This is a genomic window from Salegentibacter sp. (assembly GCF_036568425.1).
Classification (GTDB): Bacteria; Bacteroidota; Bacteroidia; order Flavobacteriales; family Flavobacteriaceae; genus Salegentibacter.
Genome location: NZ_DATCSO010000060.1, coordinates 1 through 16,475 on the forward strand (window position 1 = coordinate 1; position 16,475 = coordinate 16,475).

The following is a 16,475-nucleotide window of genomic DNA, read 5'->3' on the forward strand; positions in this document are numbered from 1 at the left end:
AGGAGTTGCTTACTATTTAAACTTTTCCCAATATACTTTTCCCAATAATCTAATGAAGATTTCCAGGAATGGTAATTTCCTTTACTCCCGTTATTATAATATTCTTCTACGATACTGGCGAAAAAATTATAGAAATTGATATCCAAATCCATATGTTCTTTTAAGCCATATTCCTTGTTTCTGATATCCATTAATCGCTTTGATCGAATTTGTTCTGCCAGCTGAATTTGAGTGGAATTATGCTCTCGCTCTATTTCATCTTTTGGGTTTTCGAAAATCTTTAGTTTTAAAAATTCTCTTCGGGTGGGTTTACCTGTCTTGGGATTTATTATTTCAGGGTAGAAATCCAGGTAAAGACTTAATTTACCCTTGGCTAATTTTTTACTTCGCAATGTTACGTTGGCCATATTAATTTTTTACGTGGTATGGAATAGTTTGTCAATTTCACTTCTGTGAATACGGGTATTTCGAGTTGAGATTTTTGTTGCTTTAATTTTACCTTCTTTGATCAGTCTATAAACAGTAGGTTTTGATAAACCCAATAGCTTTGAAACTTCTGGTACAGTCAAAACTTCTTTACCTTGTATAACATTTAAATTTGACTCAACAGGATGGGGTAGGGTGGTAGTTTTTTCTCTCACGATTCCGCTCTTAGCCTCCTGCAATTTTTCTTCTCTTAATTTGTCTTTATACGCCCGGCTATTACAAATTTTACTGCAATATCGAGTCTTTAGAGTTTTTGCAATGAACTCTTTTTGGCAATATTGACAGATCTTTTCAACACGAATACTGGTAGCCATATTAGTTTCTATAAGATTATATAAATATATATAAGATAATATAAGTATATTTAAGTATCATAAAGTCACCAAATTAATTTTGGATTTTACTCACCAAAAATGAGGTACAACAAAGATACAAATTCGACCTAAAATTAACTGATTTTAACTAAAAATAAATTAGAGTAAAAAATAAAAGCCCTTTAAAATTAAGGGCTTGTGAGGTTTTGAGATTTTTTTTGAGTCAGATCATTTACCAATACAGAAATTAGAAAATATATTACCCAGGAGCTCATCGTTAGTGACCTCGCCGGTGATCTCTCCAAAATAATGCAGCGCTTCCCTGATATCTATGGCCAGTAGATCTCCTGAAAGATTATTATTAAGGCCTTCTTCAACCTTGTTGATTTCCTCAAGGGCTTTTAATAGCGCGTTATAATGTCTGCTATTGGTCACAATGGTGTTGTTGTTTCGCAAAGCTCCAGTATTGACAAACTCCAGTAATTTCATCTTAAGCTCTTCTACACCTTCACCCGTCTTGGCTGAAAGCAACTGCAGGCTCGATCCCTCTATGTCATTTAAGGCTTGTGCCAGTTTCTTTCTTTCTTCTGCTGAAAGTTGATCTATCTTATTGGCTATAATGATAAGTGGTTTCTGGGGAAACTTGTTTTTGATTTTCTCAATTTCATAAAGAAATACGTCCAACTCACCCTTACCTGAAGGATTATTTTGATGAGGCTCGCGGTTTCTGATGTCTGTCTGCCATTTTCTACTATCTATCAAGGCCACAACCACCTGCGCCTGACTTATCTTATCAAAGGTTCGTTTGATTCCGATGCTCTCCACCACATCCTGTGTTTCCCGAATTCCTGCCGTATCGATGAACCTGAAGCCAACTCCGCCAATACTCATCTCATCTTCAATGCTGTCTCTGGTAGTACCAGCGATCTCTGAGACTATGGCACGCTCTTCATTGAGCAGGGCGTTGAGCAAAGTGGATTTCCCCACATTGGGTTCGCCTACTATGGCTACGGGAATTCCGTTTTTCAATACATTTCCGGTGGCAAAGGAGTCGATTAATCTCTTTAGCACCTGCTGAATTTTAGCTATAAGCGACTTAAACTGATCCCGGTTTGCAAACTCTACATCTTCCTCTGAAAAATCTAACTCCAGCTCTATCAGGGAAGCAAAGTCGAGCAGTTCCTGCCTTAGCCTTTGGATCTCACTGGAAAAGCCTCCACGCATCTGTTGCATCGCCATTTGATGGCTGGCCTGGTTTTCAGAAGAAATAAGGTCAGCGACAGCCTCGGCCTGGCTCAGATCCATCTTTCCGTTTAAAAAGGCACGCATGGTAAATTCTCCGGCCTCGGCAGAACGGCAGCCTTTTCTTACGAGGAGCTGAATGATTTCTTGCTGAATATATGGACTTCCGTGGCAGGAGATCTCTATGGTTTCTTCTCCGGTATAGGATTTGGAACCTCTGAAAACCGATACTAGAACTTCGTCTAAAGTTCGTTCGCCATCTACCAGGTTTCCAAGGTGTAAAGTGTGGCTGGGCTGTTCTTCAAGAGGCTTTTTGCTTTTGGCTCTAAAAAGTGGAGCTACAATATTCATTGCTTCAGGGCCCGAAACCCTTATTATCGAAATAGCTCCGGCTCCCGAAGGAGTTGCCAGTGCCACTATGGTGTCATTCAATTTCATAGCGCAAAGATAGGTTGCCCTGTGGCCCTCTCCAAAACTGCCAGATGAAAATTAACAAAACCTCGCGATTGTAACATTTTTATTTTTCGGTCGTCTTATTGATACAGGAGTTTATTAACTTCACAGTACTAATTACTCAAACTTACACGATGAGAGAAGATAATCAAATGCTTGTTTTAACCCACCTTAGTCAGTTGTTGGACCTTGTAACAGGAATCGGTGGCTTTCTTGTTCCCCTTATTTTATGGTTAACCCAGAAAGATAAAGTTGCAGGTATGGACCATCACGGCAAAATGATTCTGAACTTCCAGATAAGCATGTTCATTTACAGCATCATAGCTGTACCCCTTATTTTCCTCCTGGGCCTTGGAATTATTGCCCTTATCGTGATCGCGATAATCGTGTTAGTCTTGCCTATAGTAAATGCCATTAAGGTTAGCAACGGAGAAATGCCATATTACCCGTTTACCATCCGAATCCTGAAATAAATAGATAAAAAGGTATAAAAAAGAAGCCATCAGTTTTTTTAAAACTGATGGCTTCTTTTTTATTTGTTCCCCTTTGGGGGCCGGGGGTTAATTATTTAGCATAACCGGCATAACCAGCATAATGATCTTCTCTCCCGCATCAAGTCCGTCTATCGGAGTGAGGATTCCTGCACGGTTAGGCAGGCTCATCTCCAGCTGAACTTCATCTGAAGTCAGGTTGTTCAGCATCTCGGTAAGGAAACGCGAATTAAAACCTATCTGCATATCATCGCCCTGGTATGAACAGGTTAAGCGCTCTTCGGCCTTGTTGCTGTAATCTACGTCTTCCGCAGAAATATTCAATTCGGCGCCGGCTATCTTAAGTCGTACCTGGTGCGTGGTCTTATTAGAGAAAATAGACACCCTGCGTACAGAGCTTAAGAACTGGTTTCTCTCTATTGTTAATTTATTCGGATTCTCCTTTGGAATTACCGCTTCGTAGTTAGGATATTTACCATCTATTAGTCTACATATAAGCTCGGTATCATCAAAAGTAAATTTCGCATTGGAATCATTATACTCGATCAAAACTTCGCTTTCGCTTCCGGCCAGTATACCTTTTAAAAGTGTTAAAGGCTTCTTCGGCATAATAAATTCTGCCGACTGGTTAGCAGTAACATCTTCTCGGGAATATTTTACCAGTTTGTGTGCATCAGTTGCCACAAAGGTTAGTCCTTCAGAAGAGAACTGAAAGAAAACCCCGCTCATTACCGGGCGAAGGTCATCGTTGCCCGATGCAAAAATCGTCTTAGCAATTGCGGTGGCAAGAATATCTCCTTCCATTCTGGTGCTGCTGGGATCTTCCAACTCGACTGGGTTCGGAAATTCCTCCCCATGAGCATAGGCAAGGGCGTATTTTCCGTGGTTGGAACTAAGTTCTATGGTATTGTTATCTTCAACTACAAAAGTCAGGGGCTGCTCCGGAAAAGTCTTTAATGTGTCCAGAAGCAGTTTTGCAGGTACCGCAATCTTTCCTTCAGAATCTGAATCTACTTTTAACTTGGCAGACATCGTGGTCTCCAGGTCTGAGGCAGAAACCCTAAGTTCATCCTGCTTAAGGTCAAATAGAAAATTGTCTAGTATAGGGAGGGTGTTGTTATTGTTAATTACTCCGCCCAGTATTTGAAGCTGTTTCAGCAGGTAACTGCTGGATACAATAAATTTCATCGGCTTTTCTTGATTAATTAGAATCAGTTACAAATATATTTTAATCCATTAAAAATCCCCCTTTTCCCGGCGAGTTTTTATTAACATCAAAATATTGAATAAAGCCTGTAACTTATTTTATAACAAGGTTTTGTGAATATTCCTGAAGTGAAAATTGTTAATATGTTCCATCCGGAAGCCATTTACCGGGGAAGGCTTTGCCTTATTTCACGTATTTTCTTTTTCTAAAGAAATTAAAGGCAAAACCAAAGATGGTGAGCAGGATCAAAGGCACTGCTAAATTGATTAGCTGCCATTTTTCGCGTTCTGCTGAAGCTTTCCGCTGATCCAGGAAGGCTATGTTTATTTCCTTGGTTCGTATGTCTATAAGTCCGGTGTCATCCAGCATATAGTTCACCGCGTTCATCAAAAATTCTTTGTTGCCGTAGGTATTGCCGGTGTAAGGGTCAAAACCAAGTTCGAGGGGTTTTCCGCGTTGCAACTCGTTTTTGATCACATCTCCATCTGCGATCACCAGTATTTTGGTTTCTTGACTGCTTTCCAGGTCGTCATCTGTTTCAAAAGGCTTGATCCTGTTTTTATATGCTGAAGTAAATTCTCCTTCCAGTAAAACCGCCAGCGGCTGCTCTCCGTCATTATAACTGGCCAGATTAGGCTCTTTACCCACTATGCTCAAACTTATTTCCTTAGGAGTGCCTTCTACTTTGGTTTGCGGCGAACTGCTCAGTAAAATGGTTTTTTTTACCTGGTTTTTTAAGGTGTCTATCTGGTTGGCATATTCAAACTTTACCGCTTCGATATTGTTGATTATGGGGTGGTCGTTAGGCGATGCACTTAGCGGACTGTAAAACCAGGGATAGGGATTAAATCTTGTATTGTTCCCGCTACCCGAAGCAAGGATGATTGGCGCGGAATAAATGTCGTTGATCAACACCGGATTGATACGCACTCCATAAGAAAAGAACAAATCGCCCAGGTTGAGGTCTCTTGGGTAGGCCAGGGCTGTACCGGTTGGATTCATTAAACTGTCGGTCTCCATGGCAACACTTTCGGTGAGCCAGATAGATTTTCCGCCTTGCATCGTGTATAGGTCCAGAATATATTTCTCTTTTTCTGAATATGCTTCTGTAGGCTTGGCCTCGATGATGAGATCGTATTTATTAAGATCTTTCAGGGTTTTTCCGGGATTCACCGCAGCTGAATCTAAAGTGAAGGGAGCAAGCAAATAATAATCCTGCAGGCTCTTGATGAAATCAGCTATTCGGGCATCTGGTAATTCCCCGTTTCCACGCATTACCGCGATCTTCTTTTCTCTCGGATAAATAAGCTTGCTAAGGCCATCGGCAAAAGCGTATTCCAGTTGTTGTACCGAGTTGGTGACCAATTCTTCATCTGAAGCTCCTAACTGACTTTTAAGTAAAGGGATCTTAACCGATTTATCTCCGTAGTTTGCCATGGCCCAGGGAAAAATGAGTTCCTCCGAACTTTTTCCGCTTTCCTTTACCGAGATTCTTGCCGGAGTCATCCCCAGCTCGTAGAATTCAGTAGCAATGGCTTCCGCGTCTCCTTCCTGGTCAAGGGGATCGGTGAAATTGAATTTAATATTGTGGTTATAGGCGGCAAATTCTTCCAGCATCTGCCTGGTTTCATTTCTCAACCTTCTGAACTGCGCCGGGAATTGCCCCTCCAGGAAAACGTCTATAATTACCGGCTCTTCCACATCATTAATAATCTTGAGCGCAGCAGGGGAGAGGGTATAGCGATTATCTTCGGTAAGGTCCCACCGGGTAAAGAACTCTGATGCCAGCCAATTTACCACTGCAATTGCCAGAACCAGGATAACAAGCGATTTGTATGTGTTGCCGTGTTTCAAGATCAGGATTTTTGCTGCTGGTTTTTAAGTCTGATTTCCGTGAGTTTCAGAAAAAGAAAGATGAAACTTATAAAATAGATTACATCCCGGCTGTCTATAACGCCGCGGCTTATGCTTTGGTAATGATAACTTATCCCCAGGTATTCCAACCCGTAATTTCCGCCGGAAATACTTGTCGATGAAAGTCCTTCAAAAGCGAAATAACTCAGGAAACAAAGAAAGACAGCGATGATAAAAGCAACGATCTGATTTTGGGTTAGCGAGGAAGCAAAAGTCCCAATCGCGGTATAACAACCGGCCAGAAAAATAAGTCCCAAATAAGATCCCAGGTTTGCGCCTACATCAAAATTTCCGACGGGATCCCCCAACTGATGTATAGTGAATACGTATAAAAGGCTTGGAATTATGGCCAGAATAACCAACAACAGTGCTCCAAAATATTTTCCCATAACAAGTTGTTTAAATCCTATTGGGCGGGTAAGTAGAAGTTCAATGGTACCCTGTCTTTTCTCTTCCGCGAAACTTTTCATACTTATGGCGGGGATGAGAAAGATAAAGATCCATGGAGCAAGGTTAAAAAATGCTTTGATATCGGCGAAACCGCTATCCAGGATGTTATATTCGCCGGGGAAAACAAACAGACATAAACCACAGGCAACTAAAAATATCCCTATCACCAAATACCCGATAGAAGAGGAAAAAAAAGATTGTATTTCTTTATTTAAAATTGCTAACATTTAATCAGTTCTTGGTTCTAATAATTTGGTTTTAAATTGCTTCACCCCTCTCCACCATTTAACGTCTAAAAGCTGCCGTCTAAAGACTAGGGACTAAAGACTATCGATTGTCTCAACACTCCAGGCTTGCGGTTTTTCGTTGAACATCACTTTGGTTTCGGCCCAGATGCCTTTAAAAAGTGCTGAGTTGCGATAATTTTCCAGGGCAGCTTCATCGGTCCAGTGACTATACGTAAAAAATTGGGTTGTATTGTTTTTATCTCTCAATAATTCCAGGTTCCGGCATCCTTCAAAATTCCTGATTTTCTCTTTATTGGCTTCAAAGTTAGCCAGAAACTTCTCAATTCTTTCGGGGTCAAAGCCCATTTTCACGATTCTTATCAGCATATATTATTGAAAATTTATAGTTACAGTATCCCGAAGTTCCAGCCCGAAGAGGGTTGAAGCACTACCCACGGTAGAAGGGTTGCTTTTGTAAATGGCGAGTTCGATATACCCGGCCGAATTAAAAAGCGCCAACTTTTTCCCGTCTTCTACCCCGCGTTTCTCCCTTTCCTGTTCAAAATTGATCCATCCACTGTAGGATTCATGAATATTTTCAAACCCAACCATCCTTGCACTCAACTTAAAATTCCGTCCTTTTCCTACTTGTTCAAAGAGCTTTCGGGAGATATTGGTGATCACGTTTCCGTAGTTATCTATGTAGATCACATGGCCAACGATCTGATTTTTATCGGTATTGATGATGGGCTCAAACTCCTTGAGATACTTTATCTGGTTAATGCTTTTTCCAATCACCTCAAGTGTACCTCCTCTTGCCAGGTGGCTGGCAACTTTCACAAATACGTCCAGTACCGGGAAATTGGTCTGTAATTTATCGTGAATGTTGATCTCTACGATCTTTGCGGGTTTGATTTCCGAAGCTAACAGCGATAAGATCCCGTTGTTGGCACAGATAAAATAATGGTCGTCCAGATACACGGCCAGATGCTTGTTCTCCGGCGTGAATTCTGAATCGATCCCGATTATATGTATGCTTCCTTTAGGGAAACTATTGTAGGCATTCCTTATAATATAGGCAGCCTCGCTGATGTGAAATGGCGAGACCGAATGTGAAATATCAACAATTCTCACCTGCTGTTCCAATTCGGTGTAAATCGCCCCTTTAACCGCTCCCGCAAAGTAATCCTTCTCTCCAAAATCGGTAGTAAGAGTAATGATGGCCATAGGTTATTGTTAATATTTTTTTAACTTCTAAGAGCTTATTTTGTGTAAGTTTGTATAAGGCGAAGATAAAATTTATTTTGTCTAATCTCCTTTTAAAATCCCGTTAAAAACACGGTATTTATCAAGAATTGATTGCGTGTTTTTAAAGATAAATTTATTTAGATATATTTTAAAATGTAGTCCATATCCAACCAATTAAAACTCCTGGCATTTGAATGAAATTGTAATTGAACTTTCCGAAATTAATCCAAGGGAATTCTTTGGAAATCATAACGAGAATATTGAACTTTTAAAAAAATACTTTCCCAAGCTCAAGATCGTGGCGCGGGGTAGCAGGATAAAAGTTTTTGGTGATGAAGAAATGCTGGAAGAATTCGATGAGCGCTTTTCTATGCTGATGGATCATTTTGCACGCTATAACAAATTAGATGAAAATGTGATTGAAAGAGTTCTTACCAGCGAAACCAAAGAGGAGTATCAAACTTCGGCAGAAAGCGGAGATGTTTTGGTTCACGGGGTAAGTGGCAGGATGATCAAGGCTCAAACCGCCAACCAGCGAAAACTGGTGGAACTCACCAAAAAGAATGATATGGTCTTTGCTATAGGACCTGCCGGAACCGGAAAAACCTACACAGGGGTAGCTCTGGCTGTTAAAGCCCTTAAAGAGAAACAGGTTCGCCGTATTATTCTTACAAGGCCTGCTGTGGAGGCAGGGGAGAATTTGGGCTTTCTCCCTGGTGATCTAAAGGAAAAACTGGATCCCTATATGCAGCCTCTTTATGATGCGTTAAGAGATATGATTCCGCACGAAAAACTGGAAACTTTTATTGAAAAAGGCATTATTCAGATCGCGCCACTGGCTTTTATGCGAGGCCGAACACTGGACCACGCCTTTGTGATCCTGGATGAAGCCCAGAATACCACACACGCCCAAATGAAAATGTTTCTGACCCGGATGGGGAAGGATGCCAAATTTATGATCACTGGTGATCCAGGCCAAATCGACCTACCCCGAAGAGTGATTTCTGGATTAAAAGAAGCTCTGTTGATCCTAAAAGATGTAAAAGGTGTAGGAATACTCTACCTTGACGATAAGGATGTGATAAGGCATAAATTGGTTAAAAAAGTCATCGCTGCTTATAAAGAAATAGAACATACTGAATAGAATAAATTCACAGGCCCTTTTCGGGCCTTAAATTTTAATTTGAATTGATGAAAAACACCATAACGAAAACCAATTTCAATTTTCCCGGGCAGAAAACTGTGTATAAAGGAAAGGTAAGAGATGTTTATAGCTTGCAGGATAATAAACTCATTATTGTAGCTACAGATAGGCTTTCGGCATTTGATGTGGTTATGCCCAGGGGGATTCCTTATAAGGGTCAGATCCTGAATCAGATCGCCACCAAAATGATGAAAGCTACTGAAGATCTTGTGCCCAACTGGTTGGAGGCCACCCCTGATCCCAATGTGGCAATTGGTGAAAAATGCGAACCTTTTAAAGTCGAGATGGTGATACGTGGATATTTGGCAGGACATGCTGCCAGAGAATATAAGTCAGGGAAAAGAGAGCTTTGTAGGGTAAAACTGCCCGAAGCTATGAAGGAGAACGATAGGTTTCCTGAACCAATTATTACCCCTGCTACTAAAGCCGAACAGGGAGATCACGATGAGGATATTTCAAAAGAAGAAATCCTTAAAAGAGGGATTGTTTCTACTGAAGACTATGGGGTATTGGAAGATTATACCCGAAAATTGTTTCAGCGCGGAACAGAGATCGCTGCCGGGAGAGGACTCATCCTGGTAGATACCAAATATGAGTTTGGGAAGACTTCAGAAGGAAAGATCGTGCTTATCGATGAAATCCACACCCCTGATTCTTCCCGTTATTTCTATGCTGAAACCTATGAAGAACTTCAGGAAAAAGGCCGGCCTCAAAAACAGCTTTCCAAAGAGTTTGTGCGCCAATGGTTAATTGAGCAAGGTTTCCAGGGAAAAGAAGGACAGCAGCTTCCTGAAATGAGCGATGCTTATATCACCACCGTTTCAGACCGGTATATTGAACTTTACGAAAATATCACCGGAGAGAAGTTTGTGAAAAGTGATATTAGCAATATTGAAACCCGGATAGAGAAAAATGTCCTGGACTATTTAAAGTAAATCTCTATATCTATTATTTACAAGCCTGAAAGACCAGCTAATTTATGCTAGCGGTTTTTCAGGCTTTTCCTTTTAGAAGTTTCTATGAAATCTCTGGATATTTTAATTCTTTCTTTAGTTCTTGTAATTGGCCTGTTAAGACTTATAGTTTATTAATGGAATTTCGTAATAATTTTATAAATTGCCCTAAACATAATCAAACTACTATAAAAATACGCTGTATTATCATCAATAATTTAATTTAAATTATGAGTAATTATCATATTAAGAATTTAGAGGAATACTTTCAGGTTTACCGGAAATCGGTGCGGGAACCTGCAAATTTCTGGGAAGAAGTAGCCGAGGAACATTTTACCTGGCGCAAGCGGTGGGATAATGTGTTGAGTTGGGATTTCTCCAGGCCTGAAGTAAAATGGTTTGAAAATGCAAAACTCAATATCACCGAAAATTGTATTGATCGCTTTCTTTTTACCCGCGGTGATAAGACGGCGATAATATGGGAGCCTAATGAACCATCAGAAGAAGCCAGGCATATAAGTTATCTTCAGCTTCATAAAATGGTGAATAAATTTGCCAATGTGCTTAAGGATAATGGCATTAAAAAAGGAGACCGGGTTTGTATTTACCTTCCGATGATTCCTGAACTTGCAGTTGCCATGCTTGCCTGTGCCAGAATTGGAGCTATCCACTCGGTGGTTTTTGCCGGCTTTTCTTCAAAGGCCCTTGCAACCCGTACAAACGATGCCGACTGTAAGATGATGATTACCGCGGATGGCTCCTTTCGCGGAGGTAAAACCATAGACCTAAAAGGAATTGCCGATGAAGCTCTCAAGGATAGTCCAGGTGTGGAAAATGTTCTGGTGGCAAAACGAATTAACAGCGATATCCATATGGAAGAGGGTCGTGATAAATGGCTACAGGAATTGCTGGATGAGGCTTCAGATGAATGTGCTCCCGAAATTATGGATGCTGAAGATCCGCTTTTTATCCTTTACACTTCCGGTTCTACCGGAAAGCCAAAAGGTATGATGCATACAACCGGGGGCTATATGGTGTATACCGCTTATACCTTTAAGAATATTTTTCAGTATAAAGAAGACGATGTGTACTGGTGTACTGCTGATATTGGTTGGATCACCGGGCATTCCTATATTCTCTACGGGCCGCTGGCTAATGGCGCCACAACCCTGATGTTTGAAGGAACACCTTCTTATCCGGATGCAGGTCGGTTCTGGCAGATCGTGGAAAAACATAAGGTGAATCAGTTTTATACTGCTCCAACTGCTATCAGGTCGCTGGCTAAAACAAGCTCTGAATTCGTAGAAAAATATGATCTCTCTTCGCTAAAAGTTCTTGGCTCTGTGGGAGAACCTATTAACGAGGAAGCCTGGCACTGGTATAACGACCATATCGGGAAGAAAAAGAGTCCGATTGTAGATACCTGGTGGCAAACAGAAACCGGGGGGATAATGATCTCTCCAATCCCCTATGTAACTCCTTCTAAACCAACCTATGCAACTTTGCCTTTTCCCGGGGTGCAACCCGCCCTTATGAATGAAAAAGGTGAGGAGATTAAAGGTAACCAGGTTGAAGGTAGACTATGTATAAAATTTCCATGGCCTGGAATGGCTCGTACCATTTGGGGCAATCACGAGCGGTATCGGGAAACCTATTTCTCGACATTTAAGAATATGTATTTTACCGGGGATGGTGCTTTGCGTGATGAGGTTGGGTACTACAGGATTACCGGTAGGGTAGATGATGTGATTATCGTTTCTGGCCATAATCTGGGTACTGCGCCTATCGAGGATGCGATCAACGAGCACCCGGCGGTCGCAGAATCGGCGGTGGTTGGTTTCCCTCACGAAATCAAAGGAAACGCACTTTATGCTTACGTTATTCTGAAGGAAGTTGGAGAAAGCCGTGACCGTGAGAATCTGCGAAAAGAGATAAAACAGTCTATTTCAGAAAAAGTAGGACCTATCGCTAAACCTGAAATAATTCAGTTTGTAAGCGCCCTTCCTAAAACCCGAAGCGGAAAGATCATGCGACGAATCCTTAGAAAGATCGCTTCCCGTCAAACTGAAAATCTTGGAGATACATCTACTCTACTCAATCCCGAAATCGTAGAGGAGATTATAAGTGAAAGAGGTTAATCTACCTTAATTTCAAATTTTGAGAGGTTGTTTAAGGAGTTTAAGAACTTTAGAACAACCTCTTTTTTTGCAAAAAAGCTCTTAGCTGTTAAAATGCCGGAATATGCCAGGTCGGTATACCCCGGGTTTTAATTACATAGATATTTTTTTTATCTTAACTCCTTGTTAAATTACGGAACAATAATTGATTGTTTATTAGAACATCTAAAACTTAAATAATGAAAAGATTTCTCTTACTTAGCTTAATGGTTATTTTTGGGTTTAATTCTTACGCCCAAATCAATAGCCAAAACGTCCTCAATGATAGAATGACGATTTCTGTTTATAAAAAAACACCAAAAGGTTTTACAGGCACCCCATTTGTTGATGAAGAATTTAAAAAAGGAATTATTATGGATGAAGACGGCAGGTCCCAACCGGCTTTCTTGCGTTATAATGCTGTAGAAGGTATTATGGAGATAAAATTAAATAAGCTGCAGGAAGATATTCACGTCTTACCCCGCATAAAAAAAATTAATTATTCTATAGATGACTATACCTATTTTATCGATTCGAAAAGAACTGAAGACGGGGAACATTTGGAGGGATATTTTGTTAGATATTATGCAGGTGATAATGTAAAACTCCTCGGATGGCCAAGACCAGATATAATTGAAGCTCAGGCAGCTAAAACCGGTTATGATAAAGATAAGCCCGCTCACCTTAAAGTTGAGATGGAATATTATCTTGAAATTGGTGATAACAGGCTTCAGGAGGTAAGACTACGGCCAAGAGATTTCCGAAAGGCCTTTGATGAAAATGATGCGATGAAGAATTATTTATCAGATAATAAGGTGAAAGACCTCGAAGATGCCATACAGGCCCTTAAGTTCTACGATAAGCAGGCTTAAGTAAAAGTAATAAAATAATTTAAAGCTGAATCTTTTTACGGGTTCAGCTTTATTTTATAAGGAGATCTCGTAATCTTTTATAAGTTTCAGTATCGCTTTTTCTGTTTCTGTAAGAGGGCCATAATCTTTTTTATTATCCTTTCTTACAGCCTCAAAATAAGGCACTATCTCCCCGGTTTCATAAGTGTTTACAATACGCGGGTGTACATAATAACTTCTGCAAACTGCTCTGGTATTGCCCAGGCCCTGGGCAGTAGCATCAAAGGCATCCAGAAGGTTCTTTTTGTTGGCCTTCGCGTTACTTTTGTAGCCGAGCTCTTTTAGGGTTTCAAAGAAGATTTTTGAAGCGCTCCAGGTTCTGAAATCTTTAGCTGAAAATATATCACCGCTTATCTCGTGAATATATTCATTTATCATCCCACTATCTATGCTTTGCTTTTGACCTTTTTCATCGAAGAATTTAAATAATTCCCAGCCCGGAATCTCTTCACATTGATTGATGAGCTTTATAAGCTTTTTATTTTTTAAGCTCACCCTGTGTTGCTTATCGCTTTTCCCGGTAAACTCAAAGATCACCCTATCCTTATAGGTTTTTATATGCCTGCTTCTAAAAGTTGATAACCCGTAGGTTTTATTTTCTTTTGCATAATATTGATTCCCAATCCTGATATGGGTTTCCTCCATTAATCTGATGATAAGTGCTAGCACCTTTCTTTGAGTCATCTCGGGAAGATCAAGATCATGATCTACCCGACGGCGTATTTTTGGAAGTATCTCTCCGAAAGCTGTCATTTTAAAGAATTTGGTTTCATTTCTTATTTTGGACCACAGGGGATGATACATATATTGTTTCCGGTTTTTTTCATCCCTTCCAACAACCTGCAAATGGGTATTCCTGGCTTGTGAGATCCTTACCTCACTCCAGGCGGGGGGAATCACCAGTTTTTTAATATGTTGAATTGTTTCTTTATTTGATATTCTCTTTCCGTCTTTAAAATAGGAGAAACCACGGCCCTGTTTTTTGCGCTTTATAGAAAGCTGCTCTTCTGAAACATAACGCAAATTGGCAAGATTAGCCGCCTCATAGGGATCTTGTAAAATAAGTTTTACCTCTTGTGGAGAAATGGTCATAGCAGCATTTTCTATAAAAATAGGCTGAAATCTCCTTCGGCTGTAATAAAGCTTTGTGAAAATTGAATTAAGAAAAATAAAAAGCCTTTCCTGTTATTACCAGAAAAGGCTTTTTTTACAAGAATAAGACTTCTTATTTAAAATAGCTGAAGTTCTCTCCTTCCTCGATTCTCAAAAGGCTTTCGTAGATAAGGTTAATAACGTTTTCCACATCATTTTTGTGCACCATTTCTACCGTAGTGTGCATATACCGAAGCGGTAAAGAGATAAGGGCAGAGGGCACCCCCCCATTGCTATAAGCAAAGGCATCGGTATCGGTGCCGGTAAATCTTGAATTTGCTGCCCGCTGGAAAGGAATTTGCTTCTCTTCAGCGGTTTCAATGAGCAATTCCCTTAAATTATTCTGAACAGCCGGTGCGTAAGCAATCACCGGGCCCGCACCAATTTTCGCTAAACCATTTGTTTTCTTTTCGATCATTGGGGTAGTGGTATCGTGGGTCACATCGGTTACTATGGCCACATTGGGCTTAATGCGCTGGGTGATCATCTCTGCTCCGCGCAAGCCAATCTCTTCCTGCACCGAATTGGTTACATACAACCCAAAAGGTAGTTTCTTCTTGTTCTCCTTTAATAAGCGCGCCACCTGTGCAATCATAAAACCACCTATTCGGTTATCCAGGGCGCGGCATACAAATTTATCTTCATTCAGAATAAAGAAATCATCAGGATAGGTAATTACACAACCTACGTGTACTCCCAGGTTTTCGACTTCCTCTTTAGTAGAACACCCCACATCTATACAGATATTATCCATTTTTGGAGCCTGCTCTTTCTCCTTGTCGCGGGTATGAATGGCCGGCCAGCCAAACACTCCTTTAACTATTCCATTTTTAGTATGAATATTTACCCGCTTTGAAGCAGCTATCTGGTGATCGCTTCCGCCATTTCTCACTACATATATAAGTCCATCGTCGGTGATATAATTTACATACCAGGAGATTTCATCGGCATGACCTTCAATAACTACTTTGAATGGTGCATCGGGATTAATAACGCCAACTGCCGTACCGTAGATATCGGTAATAAACTCGTCTACATAAGGTTTAAGGTATTCCATCCACAGCTTCTGGCCCTCAGCTTCGTAACCGGTTGGTGCAGCATTATTGAGGTATTTCTCCAGGAAATCCATGGATTTTTTATTCAGTATTTTTCCTTTGTCCATATTGTTTGAAATTTGAGCGAATTTAAGAAGATTTAGGCGGATGACAACCCGTGATTCATTAAATTTGGAATGATTTTGGCTGAATGATTTGTGAAATAATTATTGATGATAAAAAAGCTTTTCATACTGATTTCATTACTAAGTGCCGGACTGATGGCTCAGGAGGATACTACTCAAGTGGATACCCTGCAGAAACGGTATATGATTATTTTAGGGGACACCATCCCCCGGGAAGCCATAGACCTTGATGAAGTGGTTATTCTGAAAGACCTGAAATTCGATAATCTTCAGGAAAGAAGACGTTACCTTATATTAAGGAGAAAAACCCGAAAGGTTTATCCTTATGCCAAATTGGCTTCTGAGAGACTGGTTTCTTTAAACAGCAGGCTGGATGAGATCGAATCCAGGGGCGCCCGGAAACGCTATACCAGGATTGTCCAGAATTATATCGAAGATGAATTTTCAGCCGAATTGAAAAAGCTTACCCATACCGAAGGTCAGATTCTTGTGAAGCTTATCCACCGCCAAACTGGCACTACAGCCTTTAATTTGGTGAGAAACCTTAAAAGTGGCTGGCGTGCTTTCTGGTATAATACCACGGCCAGTTTGTTTGATATCTCTCTCAAGGAAAAATATGATCCACATAACAGCCAGGAAGATTACCTTATAGAAGATATTCTTCAGCGTTCGTTTAATCAGGAGGTGCTGGAGCCTCAGGCCACCGCCTTAGACTTTAAATATGTTGAGCTTACCGATAAATGGAAGAGGCCCCAACAGCGGGTACAATAGGGGGGAAATCTGGATTTTTTAATTTTTGCTGAAATTAACACCGCATTTTTTCGACTAAAGTCTTTGGTTTCTAGGGGCTTATTTTTTTTCATTAAGTTTTCTTTAAAAAACATTCA

15 protein-coding genes and 1 pseudogene are annotated in these 16,475 nt (G+C 40.5%); 6 read left to right on the top strand and 10 right to left on the bottom strand.

Going from position 1 to position 16,475, the window contains the following annotated elements:
* The 3 genes and pseudogenes from VIM94_RS05790 to mnmE form a co-directional block, all read right to left on the bottom strand.
* Positions 1-407, bottom strand: a pseudogene (locus tag VIM94_RS05790) (hypothetical protein); the annotation flags it as partial.
* Between the two features lie 9 nt (positions 408-416).
* Positions 417-800: a helix-turn-helix domain-containing protein gene (locus tag VIM94_RS05795; protein ID WP_332038338.1), complete on the bottom strand. Its 384-nt coding sequence runs from the start codon at positions 798-800 to the stop codon at positions 417-419.
* Positions 801-1,028: 228 nt separating this feature from the next.
* Positions 1,029-2,480: a tRNA uridine-5-carboxymethylaminomethyl(34) synthesis GTPase MnmE gene (gene mnmE / locus VIM94_RS05800; protein WP_332038339.1), complete on the bottom strand. Its 1,452-nt coding sequence runs from the start codon at positions 2,478-2,480 to the stop codon at positions 1,029-1,031.
* 149 nt (positions 2,481-2,629) lie between these two features.
* Here mnmE and VIM94_RS05805 point away from each other — a divergent pair, with 149 nt between their 5' ends.
* The gene (locus VIM94_RS05805; protein ID WP_332038340.1) at positions 2,630-2,968 is read left to right on the top strand and encodes a DUF4870 domain-containing protein; all 339 of its coding nucleotides are present in this window, start codon (positions 2,630-2,632) and stop codon (positions 2,966-2,968) included.
* A gap of 87 nt (positions 2,969-3,055) precedes the next feature.
* On the opposite strand, the gene dnaN is transcribed toward VIM94_RS05805, so the two are convergent.
* From dnaN to VIM94_RS05830, 5 genes are all read right to left on the bottom strand, one after another.
* Entirely contained in the window at positions 3,056-4,174 is a 1,119-nt protein-coding gene (gene dnaN / locus VIM94_RS05810) for a DNA polymerase III subunit beta (RefSeq protein WP_332038341.1), read from the bottom strand.
* A gap of 202 nt (positions 4,175-4,376) precedes the next feature.
* Positions 4,377-6,047 carry a gliding motility-associated ABC transporter substrate-binding protein GldG gene (gldG, locus tag VIM94_RS05815; RefSeq protein ID WP_332038342.1) on the bottom strand — a complete coding sequence of 557 codons (1,671 nt, stop codon included), beginning with the start codon at positions 6,045-6,047 and terminating at the stop codon, positions 4,377-4,379.
* 2 nt (positions 6,048-6,049) lie between these two features.
* A complete protein-coding gene (gene gldF, locus VIM94_RS05820; protein ID WP_332038343.1) occupies positions 6,050-6,784 on the bottom strand; it encodes a gliding motility-associated ABC transporter permease subunit GldF in 735 nt (244 codons plus the stop codon).
* A gap of 93 nt (positions 6,785-6,877) precedes the next feature.
* Complete coding sequence (locus tag VIM94_RS05825; RefSeq protein WP_332038344.1) at positions 6,878-7,171, bottom strand: antibiotic biosynthesis monooxygenase family protein; 294 nt, start codon at positions 7,169-7,171, stop codon at positions 6,878-6,880.
* A gap of 3 nt (positions 7,172-7,174) precedes the next feature.
* Complete coding sequence (locus VIM94_RS05830; protein ID WP_332038345.1) at positions 7,175-8,011, bottom strand: SAM-dependent chlorinase/fluorinase; 837 nt, start codon at positions 8,009-8,011, stop codon at positions 7,175-7,177.
* Positions 8,012-8,222: 211 nt separating this feature from the next.
* Here VIM94_RS05830 and VIM94_RS05835 point away from each other — a divergent pair, with 211 nt between their 5' ends.
* The 4 genes from VIM94_RS05835 to VIM94_RS05850 all read left to right on the top strand — a co-directional run bounded on the left by VIM94_RS05835 (position 8,223) and on the right by VIM94_RS05850 (position 13,217).
* Complete coding sequence (locus VIM94_RS05835) at positions 8,223-9,176, top strand: PhoH family protein (RefSeq protein WP_332038346.1); 954 nt, start codon at positions 8,223-8,225, stop codon at positions 9,174-9,176.
* Between the two features lie 47 nt (positions 9,177-9,223).
* Positions 9,224-10,171 (top strand): phosphoribosylaminoimidazolesuccinocarboxamide synthase, encoded by a 948-nt coding sequence (locus VIM94_RS05840; RefSeq protein WP_332038347.1) that lies wholly within the window; start codon positions 9,224-9,226, stop codon positions 10,169-10,171.
* Between the two features lie 248 nt (positions 10,172-10,419).
* Positions 10,420-12,327: an acetate--CoA ligase gene (acs, locus tag VIM94_RS05845; protein WP_332038348.1), complete on the top strand. Its 1,908-nt coding sequence runs from the start codon at positions 10,420-10,422 to the stop codon at positions 12,325-12,327.
* A gap of 218 nt (positions 12,328-12,545) precedes the next feature.
* The gene (locus VIM94_RS05850; RefSeq protein ID WP_332038349.1) at positions 12,546-13,217 is read left to right on the top strand and encodes a hypothetical protein; all 672 of its coding nucleotides are present in this window, start codon (positions 12,546-12,548) and stop codon (positions 13,215-13,217) included.
* Between the two features lie 54 nt (positions 13,218-13,271).
* Here the strand turns inward: VIM94_RS05850 and VIM94_RS05855 are convergent, their stop codons facing one another.
* Together VIM94_RS05855 and VIM94_RS05860 are read right to left on the bottom strand one after the other, a co-directional pair.
* Positions 13,272-14,348: a DNA topoisomerase IB gene (locus VIM94_RS05855; protein ID WP_332038350.1), complete on the bottom strand. Its 1,077-nt coding sequence runs from the start codon at positions 14,346-14,348 to the stop codon at positions 13,272-13,274.
* 133 nt (positions 14,349-14,481) lie between these two features.
* The gene (locus VIM94_RS05860; protein WP_332038351.1) at positions 14,482-15,570 is read right to left on the bottom strand and encodes a M42 family metallopeptidase; all 1,089 of its coding nucleotides are present in this window, start codon (positions 15,568-15,570) and stop codon (positions 14,482-14,484) included.
* A 105-nt stretch (positions 15,571-15,675) separates the two neighbouring features.
* On the opposite strand from VIM94_RS05860, the gene VIM94_RS05865 reads away from it, so the two are divergent.
* Positions 15,676-16,359, top strand: a complete 684-nt coding sequence (locus tag VIM94_RS05865) for a DUF4294 domain-containing protein (RefSeq protein WP_414707158.1) — start codon at positions 15,676-15,678, stop codon at positions 16,357-16,359.
* The last annotated feature ends 116 nt before the right edge of the window (positions 16,360-16,475 follow it).

Excerpts from the sequence above, each read along its gene's own strand:
- VIM94_RS05825 (WP_332038344.1), bottom strand. The coding sequence starts at position 7,171 with ATGCTGATAAGAATCGTGAAAATGGGCTTTGACCCCGAAAGAATTGAG.
- VIM94_RS05805 (WP_332038340.1), top strand. The coding sequence starts at position 2,630 with ATGAGAGAAGATAATCAAATGCTTGTTTTAACCCACCTTAGTCAGTTG.
- dnaN (WP_332038341.1), bottom strand. The coding sequence starts at position 4,174 with ATGAAATTTATTGTATCCAGCAGTTACCTGCTGAAACAGCTTCAAATA.
- VIM94_RS05855 (WP_332038350.1), bottom strand. The coding sequence starts at position 14,348 with ATGACCATTTCTCCACAAGAGGTAAAACTTATTTTACAAGATCCCTAT.
- mnmE (WP_332038339.1), bottom strand. The coding sequence starts at position 2,480 with ATGAAATTGAATGACACCATAGTGGCACTGGCAACTCCTTCGGGAGCC.
- acs (WP_332038348.1), top strand. The coding sequence starts at position 10,420 with ATGAGTAATTATCATATTAAGAATTTAGAGGAATACTTTCAGGTTTAC.
- VIM94_RS05860 (WP_332038351.1), bottom strand. The coding sequence starts at position 15,570 with ATGGACAAAGGAAAAATACTGAATAAAAAATCCATGGATTTCCTGGAG.
- VIM94_RS05850 (WP_332038349.1), top strand. The coding sequence starts at position 12,546 with ATGAAAAGATTTCTCTTACTTAGCTTAATGGTTATTTTTGGGTTTAAT.
- VIM94_RS05865 (WP_414707158.1), top strand. The coding sequence starts at position 15,676 with ATGATAAAAAAGCTTTTCATACTGATTTCATTACTAAGTGCCGGACTG.
- VIM94_RS05830 (WP_332038345.1), bottom strand. The coding sequence starts at position 8,011 with ATGGCCATCATTACTCTTACTACCGATTTTGGAGAGAAGGATTACTTT.
- VIM94_RS05795 (WP_332038338.1), bottom strand. The coding sequence starts at position 800 with ATGGCTACCAGTATTCGTGTTGAAAAGATCTGTCAATATTGCCAAAAA.
- VIM94_RS05840 (WP_332038347.1), top strand. The coding sequence starts at position 9,224 with ATGAAAAACACCATAACGAAAACCAATTTCAATTTTCCCGGGCAGAAA.
- gldF (WP_332038343.1), bottom strand. The coding sequence starts at position 6,784 with ATGTTAGCAATTTTAAATAAAGAAATACAATCTTTTTTTTCCTCTTCT.